General features: G+C 41.3%; 11 protein-coding genes. All 11 read left to right on the forward strand.

The window, feature by feature from the left end; all coding sequences use genetic code 11:
• Positions 1–29: 29 nt before the first annotated feature.
• The 11 genes from ACYVM0_RS00555 to tnpA all read left to right on the forward strand — a co-directional run bounded on the left by ACYVM0_RS00555 (position 30) and on the right by tnpA (position 18,084).
• Entirely contained in the window at positions 30–1,475 is a 1,446-nt protein-coding gene (locus ACYVM0_RS00555; protein ID WP_460550862.1) for an arylsulfatase, read from the forward strand.
• Between the two features lie 477 nt (positions 1,476–1,952).
• Positions 1,953–3,200 carry an oligogalacturonate lyase family protein gene (locus tag ACYVM0_RS00560; protein WP_460550865.1) on the forward strand — a complete coding sequence of 416 codons (1,248 nt, stop codon included), beginning with the start codon at positions 1,953–1,955 and terminating at the stop codon, positions 3,198–3,200.
• Positions 3,201–3,356: 156 nt separating this feature from the next.
• Positions 3,357–6,191: a glycosyl hydrolase family 2 protein gene (locus tag ACYVM0_RS00565; RefSeq protein ID WP_460550868.1), complete on the forward strand. Its 2,835-nt coding sequence runs from the start codon at positions 3,357–3,359 to the stop codon at positions 6,189–6,191.
• Positions 6,192–6,243: 52 nt separating this feature from the next.
• A complete protein-coding gene (locus tag ACYVM0_RS00570; RefSeq protein WP_460550871.1) occupies positions 6,244–7,257 on the forward strand; it encodes an arabinan endo-1,5-alpha-L-arabinosidase in 1,014 nt (337 codons plus the stop codon).
• Positions 7,258–7,384: 127 nt separating this feature from the next.
• Positions 7,385–9,034 (forward strand): alpha-L-fucosidase, encoded by a 1,650-nt coding sequence (locus ACYVM0_RS00575; protein WP_460550874.1) that lies wholly within the window; start codon positions 7,385–7,387, stop codon positions 9,032–9,034.
• A 24-nt stretch (positions 9,035–9,058) separates the two neighbouring features.
• Positions 9,059–10,522: a hypothetical protein gene (locus ACYVM0_RS00580; RefSeq protein ID WP_460550877.1), complete on the forward strand. Its 1,464-nt coding sequence runs from the start codon at positions 9,059–9,061 to the stop codon at positions 10,520–10,522.
• A 52-nt stretch (positions 10,523–10,574) separates the two neighbouring features.
• On the forward strand, positions 10,575–11,966 hold the full coding sequence (locus tag ACYVM0_RS00585) for a TolB-like translocation protein (RefSeq protein WP_460550880.1): 1,392 nt from the start codon (positions 10,575–10,577) through the stop codon (positions 11,964–11,966).
• A gap of 17 nt (positions 11,967–11,983) precedes the next feature.
• Complete coding sequence (locus ACYVM0_RS00590) at positions 11,984–13,945, forward strand: glycoside hydrolase family 97 protein (protein ID WP_460550883.1); 1,962 nt, start codon at positions 11,984–11,986, stop codon at positions 13,943–13,945.
• A 173-nt stretch (positions 13,946–14,118) separates the two neighbouring features.
• A complete protein-coding gene (locus ACYVM0_RS00595) occupies positions 14,119–15,666 on the forward strand; it encodes a sialate O-acetylesterase family protein (RefSeq protein WP_460550886.1) in 1,548 nt (515 codons plus the stop codon).
• 53 nt (positions 15,667–15,719) lie between these two features.
• Complete coding sequence (gene mgrA, locus ACYVM0_RS00600) at positions 15,720–16,736, forward strand: aldo-keto reductase family protein (RefSeq protein ID WP_460550889.1); 1,017 nt, start codon at positions 15,720–15,722, stop codon at positions 16,734–16,736.
• A gap of 886 nt (positions 16,737–17,622) precedes the next feature.
• Entirely contained in the window at positions 17,623–18,084 is a 462-nt protein-coding gene (gene tnpA, locus ACYVM0_RS00605; protein WP_460550892.1) for an IS200/IS605 family transposase, read from the forward strand.
• The last annotated feature ends 438 nt before the right edge of the window (positions 18,085–18,522 follow it).

Raw genomic sequence — 18,522 nt, forward strand, 5'->3', positions numbered from 1 at the left:
AGAAGTAAAAAGAAAATACGAATAATTAAATGATACTAATCTTTAAAAGAGTTACTACATTATTTTTATTGCTGTTTGCTATTAGAGCAACAGCACAACAAAAAACAAAATCTCCACCACCCAATATCATTTTCATACTTGCCGATGACCTGGGCTATGCAGACCTCGGTTGTTACGGGCAACAAAAAACTGAAACGCCTAACCTGGACCGGCTTGCCAAAGAAGGCATGCAATTCACGCAGTTTTATTCCGGCTCTACCGTATGTGCCCCTGCACGTACCACCCTGATGACAGGTATGCACACAGGCCACACCCCCATACGAGGCAATAAATCATTTGCACCCGAAGGGCAAACGCCATTGGAAGAAAATGTGGTGACCATTGCCAACCTGTTACAAAAAAATGGTTACCGCACCGGCGCTTTTGGTAAATGGAGTTTAGGTTTTATCACTACTACAGGCGACCCTGCCAAAAAAGGCTTTGATGAATTTTACGGGTACAATTGTCAATCGCTGGCACATGATTATTACCCCGATCATTTATGGCATAACCATGACCGTATTGATTTTACGGCCAACCTTACCGCCAACGCCGTATACTCGGCTGATACCATTCATGCACAAGCCATGCAATTCATCAGGCAACAAACCAACCAGCAACCTTTCTTTTTGTACTTACCCTATACCTTACCCCATGGCGATGTGATTTTGCCACACGACAGCGTGTATAATTATTACATCAGAAAATTTAATGAAACACCGGTTCCTTTTGGTAATAAAAAAGATACCCTGGCTTATGAGCCTTACCCGCATGCTGCTTTTGCTGCTATGGTAAGCAGGCTGGATAAGTATGTAGGGGAGATTGTAAATACAATTAACAAAAATGGATTAGCAGAAAATACACTGATCATTTTTTGCAGCGATAACGGTCCGCATAAAGAGAACGGCGGCGACCCTGAATTTTTTCAGAACCATGGTATTTACCGCGGCATTAAAAGAGACTTGTATGAAGGCGGCATTCGTGTACCTTTTATCGCCTATTGGAAAGGAAAGATACAACCGGCTGTAACCAATCAATGGCTGGCCTTGTGGGATATGTATCCTACGTTTGAGCAGGTGGCAGGTTTACCGGTGAATAAAAAAGTGGATGGCATTTCTGTTCTGCCCACTTTATTGCGCCAGGGCAAACAACTGCAGCATGATTATTTGTATTGGGAGTTTCATGAAAATAATGGGCGGCAGGCGGTGCGCTGGCGGGATTGGAAACTGGTGAAGCTGAATGTAAATAATAAAGCCACTACGGTAGTTGAATTGTATGACCTGAAATATGATGCCGGTGAAAAGAATGATCTGGCAGATCGTTTTCCGGGCATTGTAAGAAAACTGAATGCGATGATGAAAAAAGCACATTTGGCCAATAACAACTGGCCCTTGCTGCCGGAAGAGCTGGTGGGGAAGAAGATGGTGAATGATTGAGGCCTGGCCACCTTCGGTGGGGGAATACGGAACGCAGATTGTTATGATGGTTAAGATTTTCAGGATTGAGTTTTACCACCTTCGGTGGGGAATACGGAACGCAGGTTGTTATGATGATTAAGATTTTTTAAGATTAATTTTTTACCAGCTTTGGTGAGGGAATAGGGGATGCAGATTTTTATGATGGTTAAGATTTTTTAGGATATATCATATTCAATCATAATTATCATAAAAATCTGCGTTCTGCCCCCCGGCGCCACAGGCGCCTATCTTCCTCATCGAGATATATCATATTCAATCATAATTATCATAACAATCAGCGTTCCGTCTTGCAGCGCCGCAGGTGCTTGTCCTCATCTTTTGGCATCATGTAACTACAGGATGGCTACAATACTTCGATAAAATACATTGTGTTGCTATTCACATCCACTAATAACGATTTTAACGATTGTATCAACACTAAAACCTTTTACACTAATGAGAGTTTTTTTAACAGGATTGCTGATAGCAGCTGCCTGTACTGCATTGCAGGCACAGGAAGTATTGGAAACCGGCGGACAAAAAATGCCTGCCGAATGGATCGATAAGGATACCCATCATAAAGTAGTGCGTTTGTCGGATGGCTTGCCCGGCAACAGCCTGAGTTTTTATTTTCACAACAATCCCTTTATTGGCAATAACATGATCTTTTACAATAACAGCAAACAAAAAGCTGCTGATGTAACCGATATGAAAAGAGAAGCCACACCCGCCACCAATATCAACAATACCCAGCTATGGAGTATTGACCTGAAGACAAAAAAATTAACACAGCTTACTTTTCATGCCTCACCCATGAATGGCGAAGTGGTGTGCGAAAAAACAAAAACAGTTTTTTACCAGGTAAAAGACAGCATTTTTGCGTTGGATTTTGTTACTAAAAAAGAAAGACTGGTATCGGTGTATCCTGCAGATTTTAAATCGGGCATCATGACAGTAAATTGTGACGGTACGCTGCTGGCAGGTTCCAGGGCTACTGATGCGGAAAAGGAAATTTTAAAAAACAATCCTAATAAGAGCAGTTATTTTAACCTGATCTATGATGCTCATCTGCCTAAAACCTTATTTACCATTGATGTAAAAACAGGTGTGCTGAATAAGATATTTACCGACAGTGCCTGGCTGAATCATTTACAATTTTCCACCACCGATCCGGCATTGCTTTCCTTTTGCCACGAAGGGCCCTGGCATAAAGTAAACAGGATCTGGCATATTAATGTAAATACCAAACAGATCACACAAGTGCATCACCGCACAATGGATATGGAAATTTGGGGACACGAATGGTTTGGGCAAACCGGTAAAACGATGTGGTTTGACCTGCAACAACCCAAGGGACAAACTTTTTTTGTAGGCGGTTATAATGTAGCTACCGGAAAAGAAATTAAATACAGCCTGCCCCGTAACGACTGGAGTGTGCATTACAACAGCAATGCCGATGAAACTTTATTTGCAGGTGATGGCGGCGACCCTGGTGCGGTAGCTAAAGCACCTGATGGACAATGGATCAATTTGTTTACGCCCAACGGCGATCATTTTGATACGGAGAAACTGGTAAATATGAAACACCATCAATATAAATTAGAACCGAATGTGCATTTTAGCCCGGATGGTAAATGGATCATCTTCAGGGCAAATTTTGAAGGGGAATCGAATGTGTATGCGGTGGAGGTGAAGAAGTCGTGAGACGTGAGGCGTGAATCGTGAGTGGCACTCTGATAATGGTTATTTCTTTTAGCTATTCACGACTGACGATTTACCACTCACGTCTCACGACTGACGTCTCACGTTTCACGTCTCACGAATGACGAAAATTTTGAGCTTGTTAAATTAAAATCTATCATGCGTAAAGTATTGTTGTCTTTTTTTGTTGTTATAGTTTTTGGTTCTGCAATGGCACAGGTGAAATGGCCGGCAACTACCAACCAAACCAAACCCTGGACAAGGTGGTGGTGGCTGGGCAGCCAGGTGAAAAAAAATGATCTTACCACTGTGATGCAGCAATACCAGCAGGTGGGGCTGGGTGGCCTGGAAATAACACCGATCTATGGCGTGCAGCATGAAGAAGACCAGTACATCCCTTTTTTATCCAAAGCATGGATGGATGTATTCAGTCATACTTTAAAAGAAGGTAAAAGATTAGATCTTGGAATTGACCTTGCTAACGCTACCGGCTGGCCGTTTGGCGGTCCGTGGATAGGTGATGAAGATGCCTGTAAGAATATGCAGGTAAAAATGTACAGCCTTAATGGCGGTGAAACTTTAAAAGATACCATTCAGTTCATACAGGAACCTTTGGTGCGTACAGAAAATTATAAACCACTTAAGATAGAAGATGTACTGCAGCCGGTATCTGCCAATAAAAATTTACAGGCATTGTCTATTGACCAGGTACGATTTGTAAGGCCATTGCCTTTGCAGACCTTAATGGCCTATTCTGATGCGGGGGAAAATATTGATCTTACCAATAAAGTAGATGCCAATGGTAATCTACACTGGACAGCCCCTGATGGTAAATGGAATTTGTATGCTTTGTTTATGGGCTGGCATGGTAAACAAGTGGAGAGAGCAGCACCGGGTGGCGAAGGCAATGTGATCGATCATTTTTCGGCCAGTGCTTTGCAACATTATTTACAACGTTTTGACGATGCATTTAAGAACGTTGATATCAGCAGCCTGCGTGGATTTTTTAATGATTCGTATGAAGTAGATGATGCAAGAGGGCAATCTAATTACACCCCAAAATTATTTGAAGAATTTAAAAAGCGAAGAGGGTATGACCTGAGAACAGCATTGCCTGCACTATTTACCAAAACACATACCGACAGAACGAACAGGATATTGTGTGATTACAGGATGACGATAGATGAATTGATCTTAGAAGATTTTACCGGTGAATGGAAAAAATGGGCGCACAGTAAAGGGAAGATCGTTCGTAACCAGTCGCATGGTTCGCCTGCAAATACGTTGGATTTATATGGCGTGGTGGATATTCCTGAAACAGAGGGAACAGAAATACTGCGCATTAAGTTTGCGCCGTCTACTTCGCATGTAACGGGCAAACCATTAGCCGCATCAGAATCTGCCACCTGGCTGAATGAACATTTTGTGTCTTCTTTAAGCGATGTAAAAAAAGCACTGGATGTATATTTCATTGGCGGTGTAAATCATATCGTATATCACGGTATCTCGTACTCGCCGCCTTCAGAACCATGGCCGGGCAGGTTGTTTTATGCAGCCGTAGAGTTTACACAGGCCAATCCTTTCTGGAATAATTTTAGTGCATTAAACAGTTATGTTACCAGGGTGCAATCGTTTTTGCAACAGGGCAAACCCGATAATGATGTGTTGTTGTATTTTCCTATCTACGATAAATATTCAGAACCGGGGAGAGACCTGTTATTACACTTTGATGGTATGAAACCCGATTTTAACGGAACGCCTTTTGAAACCTCGGCAACGATGATGCAGGAAAACGGTTATGCGTTTGATTATATTTCTGACCGGCAGATTTTGAATCTTACAACAGCAAATAACAAAATTGTTACCGGGGGAACAGCTTATCAAACTATTGTTTTGCCTGATGCAAAATTTATGAAAGTAGAAACGCTGCAACATTTAATGGAGCTGGCGAAAAATGGTGCCACCATAATCGCTTATAAAAATTTACCTTCTGACGTGCCGGGTTACGGTCAGTTAGATAAAAACCTGGCGGCATTTAAAGCGCTATTAAGCCAGTTAAATTTTCAATTTATTGATGGGGTACCTGATGTAAAAATGGCTAATATTGGCAAAGGAAGATTTTTAAGCGGCGGCAACCTGGAAGATTTGCTTAAAGCGGCTGCTGTGCGGAAGGAAACGATGGTAGCAAAAGGGCTGCAGTTTAACAGGAGAAAGTCGGGTGGATGGAATACTTATTTTATTGCTAACCGCAGTGGCAAAAAACTGGATGAATGGGTAAAACTGCAAACCACATCTAATGCTGCGGTATTGTACAATCCAATGACAGGACAGGCAGGTGTTGCTGAAACAAGAAGAACAACAGATATGTTTATTGAAGTACATATACCTTTTAATACCGATGAAAGTTTTATTGTACAAACCATCCATACGAAATACCTTACCGGAAAAAGATATCCATATAGCAGATCTGCAACTGTTGCAACAACAATACAAGGAACATGGACATTGAAATTTATTGATGGCGGACCGGCCTTGCCAGCTACAGTTGCATTAAATCAATTGAAGCCATGGACAGAATTGGATGACAATAGTTATAAAATATTTTCCGGTACCGCAATTTACAGCAGTACTTTTAAAAAACCAGCAGGTAATGCTACCCGGTATTTACTGGATTTAGGCAAAGTATATGAAAGTGCTGAAATACTGATCAATGGAAAACAGATCGCTACATTAATTGGCCCGGATTACAGTGTTGTAATTGATACCAAATATTTAAAAGCAGATAACTTTATTGAAATAAAAGTAGCCAATAGCATGGCCAATCGTATCATCGACCTGGATAAAAGAAAAGTAGTGTGGAAAAAATTCAACAACACTAATTTTCCTGCAAGGCTGGGCCCCAACAGGGGAGCAGATGGTTTGTTTGATGCATCAAAATGGGAACCTAAAACCTCGGGACTGGCAGGGCCTGTTACCCTAACTCCTATAAAGTAGTTAATTATAATTGATGCGCCAACATTGATTTTATAAACAGGAAATTATAATTATGAAAAAATATTTTCAATTGCCTGCTTTGTTGATTTTTATTGTGCATCATTCTTTTTCGCAACCACAGCCATTCAACCGCAGCATTGATAACAATGGGTTGCACGGTAATCTTTTTGTACACGATCCTGTAATGATAAAGCAGGGCAATACCTATTATGTTTTTTCTACCGGCAGGGGTATTAGTGTTAAAACATCAACTGATAAGATCAACTGGAAAAATGCCGGACGTGTTTTTGATTCCACCAATTTACCGGCATGGTATAAGAATGATATTCCTGCACAGGATGGCAGCCTCTGGGCTCCTGATATTCATTACCACAATGGCAAATACCATTTGTATTATTCGGTATCGGCATGGATGAATTTTAATTCCAGCATTGGCTATGCCACCAACACCACATTGGATAAAAACGATCCTGCTTATAAATGGGTAGATGAAGGCCAGGTGATCAGTTATAAAAATGGCGGCGAAGGGGTAAATGTAATTGACCCCAATATTTTTATTGATAGAGACGGAAAAGAATACCTGGTCTACGGCTCGTACAAAGCAGGATTAAGATTGGTGGAACTTAATGCCGCAACTGGAAAATTAATGAAAGATCCCCCGGCAATCACCATTATCACCACCAGCCTGGGCGAAGGCGAATTTATTATAAAGAGTGCGCAGTATTATTATCTTTTTGTTTCCAGGGGCAGATGTTGTGCAGGTATCAACAGTACGTACCAGGTTGTAATGGGGCGTTCTAAGGATGTACATGGCCCTTATTTAAATAAAGAAGGCGAAAGTTTCCTGGATAATAAATACAGTTTATTGCTGGCCGGCGATAGTACAGAGCCCGGCCGTGGGCACAATGGATTTTTTACAGAGCATGATACCACTTTTATTGTGTACCATGCTTACACCCGCAGCCAGAACGGCGCTTCTTTACTGAACATTAAACCACTGTATATTGATAAAGATGGCTGGCCAACCACTGAAGCTACCCAAACCTTATTTAAAAGAGAAGAATAAATTACGGGCAGCGATTGGCCTTTATCTGAAAACGATTTCGTTTTTATAACAGCTAAAATAATAAGGCAGTTACAAAACGGGTGTAAACCGGCAATCTTTAGCAGGATTGCAAAAACAACAACACTATATGAAAAGACGCACCGTCATCAAACAATTAGCCGCAGCAATACCTGCGGCCATGTTGCATCATAAAATGCAGGCAGCCTCCTTTTTATTTAATGAAGCAGGCGATACAATTTTAAAAGGTACATTTAAACCCACCTGGGAATCTCTGCAGCAATACCAAACGCCTGAATGGTACCGCAATGCCAAGTTTGGCATCTGGGCACATTGGGGCCCCCAGTGCCAGCCGGAGTTTGGCGATTGGTATGCAAGGGAAATGTACATGGAAGGCAATGCAAAATACAAATACCATCTTGAAAAATACGGGCATCCGTCGCAGTTTGGTTTTAAAGATGTGATCAACGAATGGAAGGCTGAAAACTGGAATCCCGAAGCGTTGGTATCGTTATACAAAAATGCCGGGGCAAAATTTTTTATGGCACTGGCCAATCATCATGATAATTTTGATTTGTACAATAGTAAATACCACCGTTGGAATTCAACTAATATCGGCCCTAAAAAAGACCTGGTTGGCGGATGGGAAAAAGCAGCACGTAAAAACGGGTTACACTTTGGCGTTAGTGTGCATGCCGCACATGCCTGGAGCTGGTACGAGACCGCACAACGGGCTGACAAGAGCGGCGCCTATGCCGGCGTGCCTTACGATGGTAAGCTTACCAAAAAAGATGGCAAAGGAAAATGGTGGGAAGGATATGATCCGCAGGAGCTTTATGCACAAAATCATCCGCTGAGTGAGAACAGCAGTGATAATGGAGCCATACATAAACAATGGAACTGGGGTAATGGGGTAAATGTTCCTTCCAAAACCTATTGTAAAAGTTTCTTAAACCGCACCATAGATTTAATTGATACCTACAATCCTGATTTGATCTACTTTGATGATACTGCTTTACCACTGTGGCCGGTAAGCGATGCAGGATTGAAGATAGCCGCACATTTCTACAATAAAAGCATCAAAGAAAAAGGAAAGTTAGAAGCCGTGTTGTTTGGAAAAATACTGGATGAACAACAACGTAAGTGCATGGTGTGGGATATTGAACGTGGGCAGAGCAATACAATTGAACCCTTGCCATGGCAAACAGATACCTGCATTGGCGGCTGGCATTACCAGCAATCTATTTTCACAAATCATAAATACAAATCGGCCAAAACGGTTATTCATACTTTAGTGGATGTGGTAAGTAAGAACGGTAATCTTTGTTTAAGTGTACCTGTAAAAGGAGATGGTACCATTGATAGTGATGAAAGAAAGATAGTAGAAGATATCGGAAAATGGATGGCTGTTAACAGTGAATGTATTTATGATACCAGGCCATGGAAAATATTTGGCGAGGGCCCTGCCCTGGAAAAAGTGGCAGCACTGAGTGCACAGGGTTTTAATGAAGGCAAAGGCAAACCATTTACGGCGGAAGATATCAGGTTTACTGTAAAGGAAAATATTTTATATGCTGTTGCTTTGGGCTGGCCGGAGAATGGAAAGGTACTCATCAGCAGTTTATCAGAAGGTAATGCCTTACACCCACAGGCTATTAATGCTGTTACATTATGCAATGGCACTGCCGTACAATTTAAAAGAAGCAGTGAAGGCCTTGAAATTATATTGCCTGCAGATATGCCTGAAACCAATTACGCCATTGCATTTAAAATATCCTGATCATAGAATGAACAAAAGGTAAATATGCACGTAAGATTCTTTGTAATATATTTTATCTGGGGCTGCATGCTATTGGTTAATGGCAACAATGCTGCAGCACAAACCATTGCTTACAACAAAGGGGGCAATATGTATATTAACAATCCTGATTATTTTCAATTGGTGGCTAACGTTGCTGGTAATCATCATTTGCTGAGTTTTAGTCACAATGAAAAGCCGGAAATGTGCATTTATAATGCCAGGTTAGAATTTGTGCAAAAGACGACTATGCCTTTTACTTTTCCCGACAATGCGGAATTAAGAATCATACCCTTTGACAGTTTTTACTATGTTTTTATCAGGCCACATTTTACCAAGCAATATTTATTCTGGAAAGTTGATGGTAACGGGAGTTGTATTGATATGTCGGACGCCTTTCAAAAATTATTGCAGTCACAGTCAGGTAATATTAAATTGGGTTTTCAACTCATTCCTAACCAGGGGCAGTTATGGATGTTGTATCATACAGCAATTGATGATGTTGAGAAAAGTACCCTGGTGATGTTACAAACAGACAGCCTGCTGAATGTTTCGTTTATACATAAGGTCAGCTACGATTTTAAAAGGTATGAAGAAAAGTTGCAGCAGGAAATTCTCATCTTTGGTCGTTATTTGTTTGTTTTAAAAACTTTGCAAAGTGGCACATCGCTGGAATTGATGAAAGTGAACCTGGCTACAGGCTTTACTATACGCAACAACTTTCATAGTCCGGGGTATTTATATGCACAGCCTTATGTTGATTTTAACACTGCTGATTCAACTGCTACAGTTTCAGCATTGCTTATCGATCCCGATTTAAATTACAGGTCTAAGCAGTTTGTATTTATAAGCCGGCTCAATAAGATATTGGTAGAGCAGGTGCCTTTTACAATTTTAAAAACGCAGTTTCGAAAAAGGGCCAATACTAATTTTATACTTGCAGATGGGGGCACAAAATGGATGAATTTTGCAAAATGGCAGCAACGTTCTCCTGCTGTTTTTAACGATGATAGAATAACAGTTTATAAAGATTATACGATGTCTGCCACCGCCAGCCAGGACCTGTATGATACCGATAACCAGCTTTCAAGAATGGCACAGGGAAGTAATGCATCTTTTTCAGATGAAATGGGGGTACGTTTTTCTTTACTGAATAAAGATTTTAAAATTGTCAGCGATAGCCTCGTGCCTAATAACAAGGACAGGTATACGATATTTCCAGGTCAGTTTACAAGGTTTAAAGTAGATAGTAAAGAATATTTGATGGTAGCACACCAGTTTTTCAATAGAAAAAAGGGATTGCTTTTGGTAAATAGTAATGACGCACAAGGCCTGGTATATAATTACCTCAGGGTGAATGAACGCTACAGTTATTTGTTATCAAAGTGCAGGGTCATTCCTGATCAGGGTGTCATTATGCCTTATTTGTATAAAAGGGAAGCAGGCCTGATTAAAATCGGAATAAAATAGTTTGCACAAAAGTTAATTGAACGGATAATTTTATACTGAAAATAAAACAACGATGAAACACTACTTAATATTTGCGACTTTTTGTATTGTGGTCTTATATTCAATGCCTGTTCATGCACAGATCGGCAAACGGTTTCCATCTGAACGAAAAGAAGTTACAGATCCTGTTACAGGAGTTAAATTATTGTTTTTAACCAGCACACCAAGTGGGGATTCAAAAATTTATCAGACACATAATCAGTGGACCTCCGACGGGCAGTGGTTAATTTTTCGCAGTAACCGTGTAAAGGGCGAAGCGATGGCGGTGAATGAAAAAACGGGCGATATTGTACAGGTAACAGAAGGCGGTTATACCGGTATGCTTAACGTGGCACGCCAATCGATGAAGCTGTACTTTATGAAGAATGAAACAACGGATACCATTCCGCCAACGCCCGGCGATACTGCACGCCGCCGTGTGCAAAGGCCGGTACAAATTATAGAAGTAGACCTGGCAAAATTATTTGCCGATAGCAAAGCAGGTACCTTACAAAAAGCAGCCGCTTATCAACGTGTTTGCGGCACTACACCGGCAGCATTGGGCGCCGGCGGTGATATGGCTTTGGATGGCGATGAAGCGTGGGCTTATTTTCGTGTAGGCCTGCAGGAAGCCACGAAGCACCTGGCACCGGGCACCGTATTGGAAAAAAACTTTGGCCCACGTAATATGGGTGCAGGCCCTTCCGGTATTGCAGGTATGAATATTCACACCGGCGAAATAAAATATGTAGTATCAGTACCTTTTCAAATTGGCCATATACAAACCAATCCATGGGTACCGGGAGAAATTGTTTTTTGCTGGGAAACGGGTGGTAAATCACCACAACGCACCTGGACGGTGATGAGTGATGGTACCGGCCTTCGGCCATTGTATCCCGAATCAGAATATGAATGGGTAACACATGAAGTTGTGATTGCAAAAGATGAAGTGGCTATTGCTATTATGGGGCATAGAAAAATTCCGGGTACAGAAAAACAGGTGGAAGCAGGTACCGCGGTGAGTGGGGCCAATCCGGGGCAGGAGGCTGCATGGGGGCCATCAGGTACGAGAGAAAAACCAACTGGTTTAGGAATTGTAAATTTGCGTACCAGGGAAATGACGATAGCAGGGCAAACCACAAGTGGCAGTGGTTTATGGCATGTGAGCGGATCGCCTGATGGCAGGTGGGCAGTGGGAGATGATTTTGCAAGAAATATTTACCTGATCGACCGGCATACCAGAGAAATGATCCTGTTATCCGCAGGGCATAAAACCACAGCAGCAGATCATCCGCACCCAACGATGAGCCCGGATGGCACAAAAATTGAAATTGAATCGGCGATGTTATCAGCAGATAACCGGTCGATGAATATCTGCATTATTCCTGTACCGGAAGAATGGCTGAAAAGAAAATACGATAAATAAAAGATAAAATTCAAAAGATGAAAAAATTACAGGTTGTTTTATTGGCGCTGGTTGTTTTTTATATTCCTGTTAAAGTACAGGCGCAACAAAAAAGAGTGGTGATAAAAAATACGATCATCACCAGCCCGGATAAAAAAATTGCCGTACAGGTATTACTGGATAAAGATCAGCAACTGGTATATAATATTCAGTATGCAGGAAAAATGGTATTACAAAATTCCGCTTTGGGTATCGTTAGGGAAGATGCCGATTTTTCAACAGGTCTGCAATGGCTCAGCAGTTCGGATATGGCATTTGTAAAAGACAAATACAATATGCTGACGGCAAAAAAATCTTCGGTCAGCTATGCGGCAAATAAAAGAACTATTGCAGTGCAAAATAAAAACGGCGACGCCATGCAGGTCATCTTCCAGGTATCCAATGATGGGGTGGCATTTCGGTATGTGTTTCCGCAAATATCTTCTGCCATAAAAAAAATAAAACAGGAAACGACCAGCTTTCATTTTTTAGAAGGTACCAAAGCCTGGCTGCAGCCCAAAACGGAAGCACAGAGCGGCTGGGAGCATAGCAATCCTTCTTACGAAGCACATTACCTGATGGATATTAAAACCGGTACACCGGCGCCGGGAAAAAACGGTTGGGTGTACCCTGCGCTTTTTCATTATGCTGATACCTGGATGCTGATAACAGAAGCGGCATTAGGAAGAACGTATTGCGGCACATCATTACAACAATTCTCGGATAACAACGACTATAAGATTAATTTTCCTGAAGATTCAGAACGAGTAACCAATGGGGTTTTATTTCCTGAATCCACTTTGCCCTGGCAAACACCCTGGCGCATTATTGCATTGGGAAGTTTAAAAACCATTGCAGAATCTACATTAGGAACTGATCTGGCGCTGCCTGCCATTGCAGTAGACAGCAGTTTTATAAAACCCGGCCGGGCATCCTGGAGCTGGATCATGAGTAAGGATAATTTTATTGTGTATGATGAACAGAAAAAATACATTGACTATGCTGCAGATATGCACTGGGAATATTGTTTGATAGATGCCGCATGGGATAAAAAGATCGGCTACGATAAAATAAAAGAACTGGCGGACTACGCTGCAAAAAAGAATGTAGGCATTTTATTATGGTACAATTCTGCCGGCGATTGGAATACGGTAAAGTATACCCCAAAAGATAAAATGCTTACACACGAAAGCAGGATGAAAGAGTTTGCACTGTTGCAGCAAATGGGCATTAAAGGTATTAAGACAGATTTTTTTGCCGGTGACGGACAATCGATGATCAATTATTACCAGGATATTTTAGAGGATGCCGCACAATACCATTTACTCGTAAACTTTCATGGTGCCACATTGCCGAGAGGATGGCAAAGAACCTATCCTAACTTAATGACCACCGAAGCAGTGTATGGATACGAGATGATCACTTTTAACCAGAAAGATGCAGACGTAGCGCCTGCACACATGGTGATGTGTGCTTTTGCACGCAATGCATTTGACCCGATGGATTTTACGCCGGTGAACTTGTATAAGATACCACATATCAACAGGAAGACCACCAGTGCGTTTGAATTGGCCACATCAGTACTCTTTTTATCGGGCATTCAGCATTTTGCTGAAAGCCCTGATGGCATGGCGAAGATGCCGGAGGCAGTGAAAAATTATATGCAGAACGTGCCTGCAAAATGGGATGATGTAAAATTTATTGATGGCTATCCCGGAAAATTTTATGCGGTAGCAAGAAGGGCAGGAGCCAAATGGTATGTGGCAGCAATCAATGCAGATACTGCAACACAGCAAATTAATATTGATAAACTCCCTTTTATTGCCCCTTTTAAAACCGGCACCTTGTTTTTTACCAACGATAAAAATGATATTGATATTAATAAAGTAACCGTATACACGAAACAAAGTAAAACCATCAGTATAAAACCCAATGATGGATTTGTGATTGTGTTTGAATAATAGTTGCGAATGAGTTTATGGGCTAAAGCCCGAAAAGAGAGCTCGTATCACCAGACCGAAGGCCGCGGCAGGTTATGACTTGCTCTGCCTTTTAGGGCAGGGATAAAATCACAAAATATTTTCGGGCTTTAGCCCATCATAGATAAAAGCATTTACAATAAACACCACCAATAATGATGAAATACTTTTTTCAAACGATTGCTTTTTTATTTATCTCCCCCATAATTTTTGCGCAGGTAAAATTAGCCAGTCCGTTTGGCGACCACATGGTGCTGCAGCAAAATGCATTGGTGCCGGTTTGGGGTACCGCAACAGCAGGAGAAAAAGTTACTGTTGCGTTCGGTAAACAAAAGAAAACAACCACTACAGGTGCAGATGGTAAATGGATGATAAAATTAGATAAACTTAAAAGTGGTGGTCCGTTTGAATTAAGTGTAACAGGAAAAAATACATTGATAGTAAAAGATGTGTATGTGGGAGAAGTGTGGTTATGCTCCGGCCAATCTAATATGGATATGACTGTTGCAAGGGAAGACCGCTACTGGTGCGGTGTACACCATGAAGCTCAGGAACTGGCTACCGCCAATTATCCGTTGATAAGAGTTTTTGATACCGACTTTACTCCAAGTGATGTGATACTAAATGCCGTGGGAGGTAAATGGGAGATCACATCTCCGGAAACCGTGGGTCATTTTTCTGCGGCGGCCTATTTTTTTGCCAGGGAATTATACCATAAATATAAAGTGCCCGTTGGTTTAATCACCACGGCTTATGGTGCCAGCACAGCAGAAGCATGGACCAGCAAGAAAGCATTGGAAGCAGATCCCTTGTTTGCAAAACTGTTAAGTGATTACGAAAAGAAGAAAGCAGTTTATGACACCAGTATTGTTGCCAAACAAAAATATATCGACGCTTATGCTAAGTGGCAAACAGATGCTGCAGCTGCAAAAATTGGCAAAAAAGATCCGCCACGTGGACCGAAAAATCCTGATCCGAAAGTTGATCAGCATAGCCCTTATGTATTGTACAATGGCATGGTGGCTCCGCTGATTCCGTATGCTATTAAAGGTGCTATCTGGTACCAGGGCGAATCAAATACCACTACAAAAGATATCTATGCCAAACAAATGGAAGCCTTGATCAATAATTGGAGAACAGATTTTGCCCAGGGCGATTTCCCTTTTATTTATGTGCAATTAGCCAACTATGGAAAGACATTGGATACCATTCCGGGTAAAGGAGGCGGTACCACTGTTGTAAGGGACCAGCAACTAAAAAATCTTGCTGTAAAAAATACGGCGATGGTGGTGGCGATTGATAATGCCGACGATCCTTCCAATATTCATCCTAAAAATAAACAACAAATTGGTTTGCGTTTGGCATTAGCTGCCGAAGCAAAAGTATATGGTGAGCAAAATGTTTATTCGGGTCCCCTTTTCAGCAATATGACAATTGAGGGCAATACTATCCGGCTGAACTTTAATTATGCCGATGGTGGTTTAATTGTTAAAGGTGATAAGCCCATTGGTTTTGCTATTGCAGGAAAGGATAAAAAATTTGTGTGGGCTGTTGCAAGTATCGACGGCTCATCCATTGTTGTATCCAGCCCTGGTATTGCCGAGCCCGTTGCAGTGCGTTATGCATGGGGCGATAATCCTCCCGCCAATGTTTACAACAAAGCCGATCTGCCGGCATCGCCATTTAAAACCGATGATTGGTAATTTTATTTTTACAAGGCTCATTATTATATAAATTGCAGCACTAAAATTATTTTATGTCTTATACCGCAAATGATAATCGTTACCAGCAAATGCAATACCGCCGCAGCGGAAAGAGTGGTATTCAGTTGCCGGTTATTTCATTAGGCCTCTGGCAGAATTTTGGTGATGTGGATGATATCAATGTTTACCGCCAGACATTAATTACCGCATTCGATAACGGTATTACCCATTTTGACCTGGCCAACAATTATGGTCCTCCGGGTGGCAGTGCCGAAACCAATTTTGGTAAAGTGTTTAAAGAAAATTTTACCGCTTACCGTGATGAACTGCTTATTTCTACTAAAGCAGGTTATTATATGTGGCCCGGTCCTTATGGCGAGTGGGGCAGCAAAAAATATTTAGTGTCCAGTCTTGATCAGAGTTTAAAAAGAATGGGGCTTGATTATGTAGATATTTTTTATCATCATCGTCCAGATCCCAACACGCCATTGGAAGAATCGATGATGGCATTGGATGCCATTGTACGGCAGGGCAAAGCACTGTATGCCGGCATTTCCAATTACCCTGCTGATAAAGCCGCCGCCGCCTTTAAAATTTTAAAAGCATTGGGCACACCTTGTTTAATTCATCAGCCACGTTTTTCTATGCTCGATCGCTGGGTAGAAAATAAAAATGAAACGGTGCAGAAAAATTTGCTGGAAGTGCTGGATGAAGATGGCGTGGGCTGTATTGTATTTTCACCATTAGCGCAAGGCTTGTTAACCGATAAATATTTAAAAGGTATTCCGGCTGATTCAAGAGTAGGAAGACATTTGCCCAACGGCGCCCTTACCGAAAAAGGATTGGATGAAACCGTACTTAAAAAAATAGCGGCATTAAATGAACTGGCTAAACAACGTAATCAAACCATGGCGCAAATGGCCATTGCCTGGTTGTTGAAAGATCAACGCATTACTTCTGTATTAGTAGGTGCAAGTTCATCTGCACAATTACTGAATTCTATTGACAGCATAAAAAATATTGCATTTTCAAAAGAAGAATTGGACGCTATTGAAACAATATTGAAATGACTTTTTAACTGGTTATTATCTTGCTGTTCTTTTTTTAGCATGAGGCTTTTGGACCGAGATGCACCTGTCGTTCCTACGGAACGATGTACATTTTTATAATTGTACTACCCACCTGGTGTTCCTGGCGGAACAAAAATCATATTAGAAGCGCAGATAAAAGTAAATTTACCTTGCTTTTATTACCTTATGAGCATTCGGTTTTGTGTAAGATCATTTACCCGAAACCGATGTGCTGTAAAATTCGCCAATTCAATATAAAAACATAAATTTAATACCCCGTTTATTTTTCTGAAAAAAGACAGGGTATGTTGATACCAAAAGATGAATTACGGAATAAAAATAAAGTTAAGCTGTATTCTGTTATGTTAGGAACACCAGGTGGGAAGTAAAAATTATTTTGTTTGCACCTTTCTGTAAGAGAATGACAGGAGTAACAGCAGCAGGCACGATTTTATACTATCACCCAAAAATATACATCCAAAAGATCAATCTTTTTTTTCTATAAACCGCAAGCCTATATAAGTTGAACGCAAAAATTGTATCTTGTAAAAGCTCCTGTTGGAATGTATTCATCCCATCGGAACGCCTGGTGGGCAGGAAATGAAAAGCGTTTCCACCGTGCCGTAAGAACGACAGGTGGAACAGCAGCGGCCCCAATGTTATAATACCTCCACAAAATATGTATCCGGAAGTTCACTCCATTCTATATTTTCCATCAGTCATAATACTGCATTCATTGTAAACAAAAATTGTATCTTAGTAAAAGCACCTGTTGCAATGCATTCGTTCCTTCGGAACGCCGCGTAGGCAGAAAGGAATTGGATTTAATGTATTCCGTTCCGTAGGAACGGCAGGTGCCTCAGCAGAAAGCTAAAATTCTATACCCATGCCCAATACGTATACCCAACTCCACATTCAATTTGTATTTGCTGTTAAAAACCGTGCTGCATTAATTGATGCCGGATGGAAAGAACGTTTGCATCAATACATTACCGGTATCTTTCAGCAACACAACCATAAAATGTTGCAGATAAACAGCATGCCCGATCATATCCATATTTTTATCGGTATGCGGCCACATCAATCTGTATCTGCCTTGATGCAAATTGTAAAATCGGAAAGTACAAAATGGATTAAGGAGGAAAAATTATGCAATCATAATTTTGCATGGCAGGAAGGCTATGGCGCATTTTCTTATGCCAAAAGCCAGGTGAACGATGTGATTCGTTATATTCAAAACCAGGAAATACACCACCGTAAAGAAACGTTTGTAGAAGAGTATAAAAAGTTTTTAACGGCGTTTGAAATTGAATGGGATGAACGCTATATTTTTAAAGAACCGGAATGATATGGCAGAAAGGAGCACCTGTCGTTCCTACGGAACGGTGTAACAGCTTTATTGCTGTTGTTACCTACCTGTTGTTCCTGACGGAACAAATTGCAGGAGTGATTATGAGGCTGAAAGTGGCGTTTACATTTAAAGAACCGGAATGATGTGGCAGAAAGGAGCACCTGTCGTTCCTACGGAACGGTGCAACAGCTTTATTGCAGTTGTTACCAACCTGTTGTTCCTGACGGAACAAATTGCGAGAGTGATCGTGAGATTGAAGCTGGCGTTTACATTTAAAGAACCGGAATGATGTGGTAGAAAGGAGCACCTGTCGTTCCTACAGGACGGTGTAACAGCTTTATTGCTGTTGTTACCCACTTGTTGTTCCTGACGGAACAAATTGCGAGAGTGATCGTGAGATTGAAGCTGGCGTTTACATTTAAAGAACCGGAATGA

It is taken from the genome of Ferruginibacter profundus, from assembly GCF_054783275.1.

Coding starts and splice junctions, on each gene's coding strand:
- ACYVM0_RS00570 (WP_460550871.1), top strand. CDS start 6,244: ATGAAAAAATATTTTCAATTGCCTGCTTTGTTGATTTTTATTGTGCAT.
- ACYVM0_RS00565 (WP_460550868.1), top strand. CDS start 3,357: ATGCGTAAAGTATTGTTGTCTTTTTTTGTTGTTATAGTTTTTGGTTCT.
- ACYVM0_RS00560 (WP_460550865.1), top strand. CDS start 1,953: ATGAGAGTTTTTTTAACAGGATTGCTGATAGCAGCTGCCTGTACTGCA.
- ACYVM0_RS00580 (WP_460550877.1), top strand. CDS start 9,059: ATGCACGTAAGATTCTTTGTAATATATTTTATCTGGGGCTGCATGCTA.
- ACYVM0_RS00585 (WP_460550880.1), top strand. CDS start 10,575: ATGAAACACTACTTAATATTTGCGACTTTTTGTATTGTGGTCTTATAT.
- ACYVM0_RS00590 (WP_460550883.1), top strand. CDS start 11,984: ATGAAAAAATTACAGGTTGTTTTATTGGCGCTGGTTGTTTTTTATATT.
- mgrA (WP_460550889.1), top strand. CDS start 15,720: ATGTCTTATACCGCAAATGATAATCGTTACCAGCAAATGCAATACCGC.
- tnpA (WP_460550892.1), top strand. CDS start 17,623: ATGCCCAATACGTATACCCAACTCCACATTCAATTTGTATTTGCTGTT.
- ACYVM0_RS00555 (WP_460550862.1), top strand. CDS start 30: ATGATACTAATCTTTAAAAGAGTTACTACATTATTTTTATTGCTGTTT.
- ACYVM0_RS00575 (WP_460550874.1), top strand. CDS start 7,385: ATGAAAAGACGCACCGTCATCAAACAATTAGCCGCAGCAATACCTGCG.
- ACYVM0_RS00595 (WP_460550886.1), top strand. CDS start 14,119: ATGATGAAATACTTTTTTCAAACGATTGCTTTTTTATTTATCTCCCCC.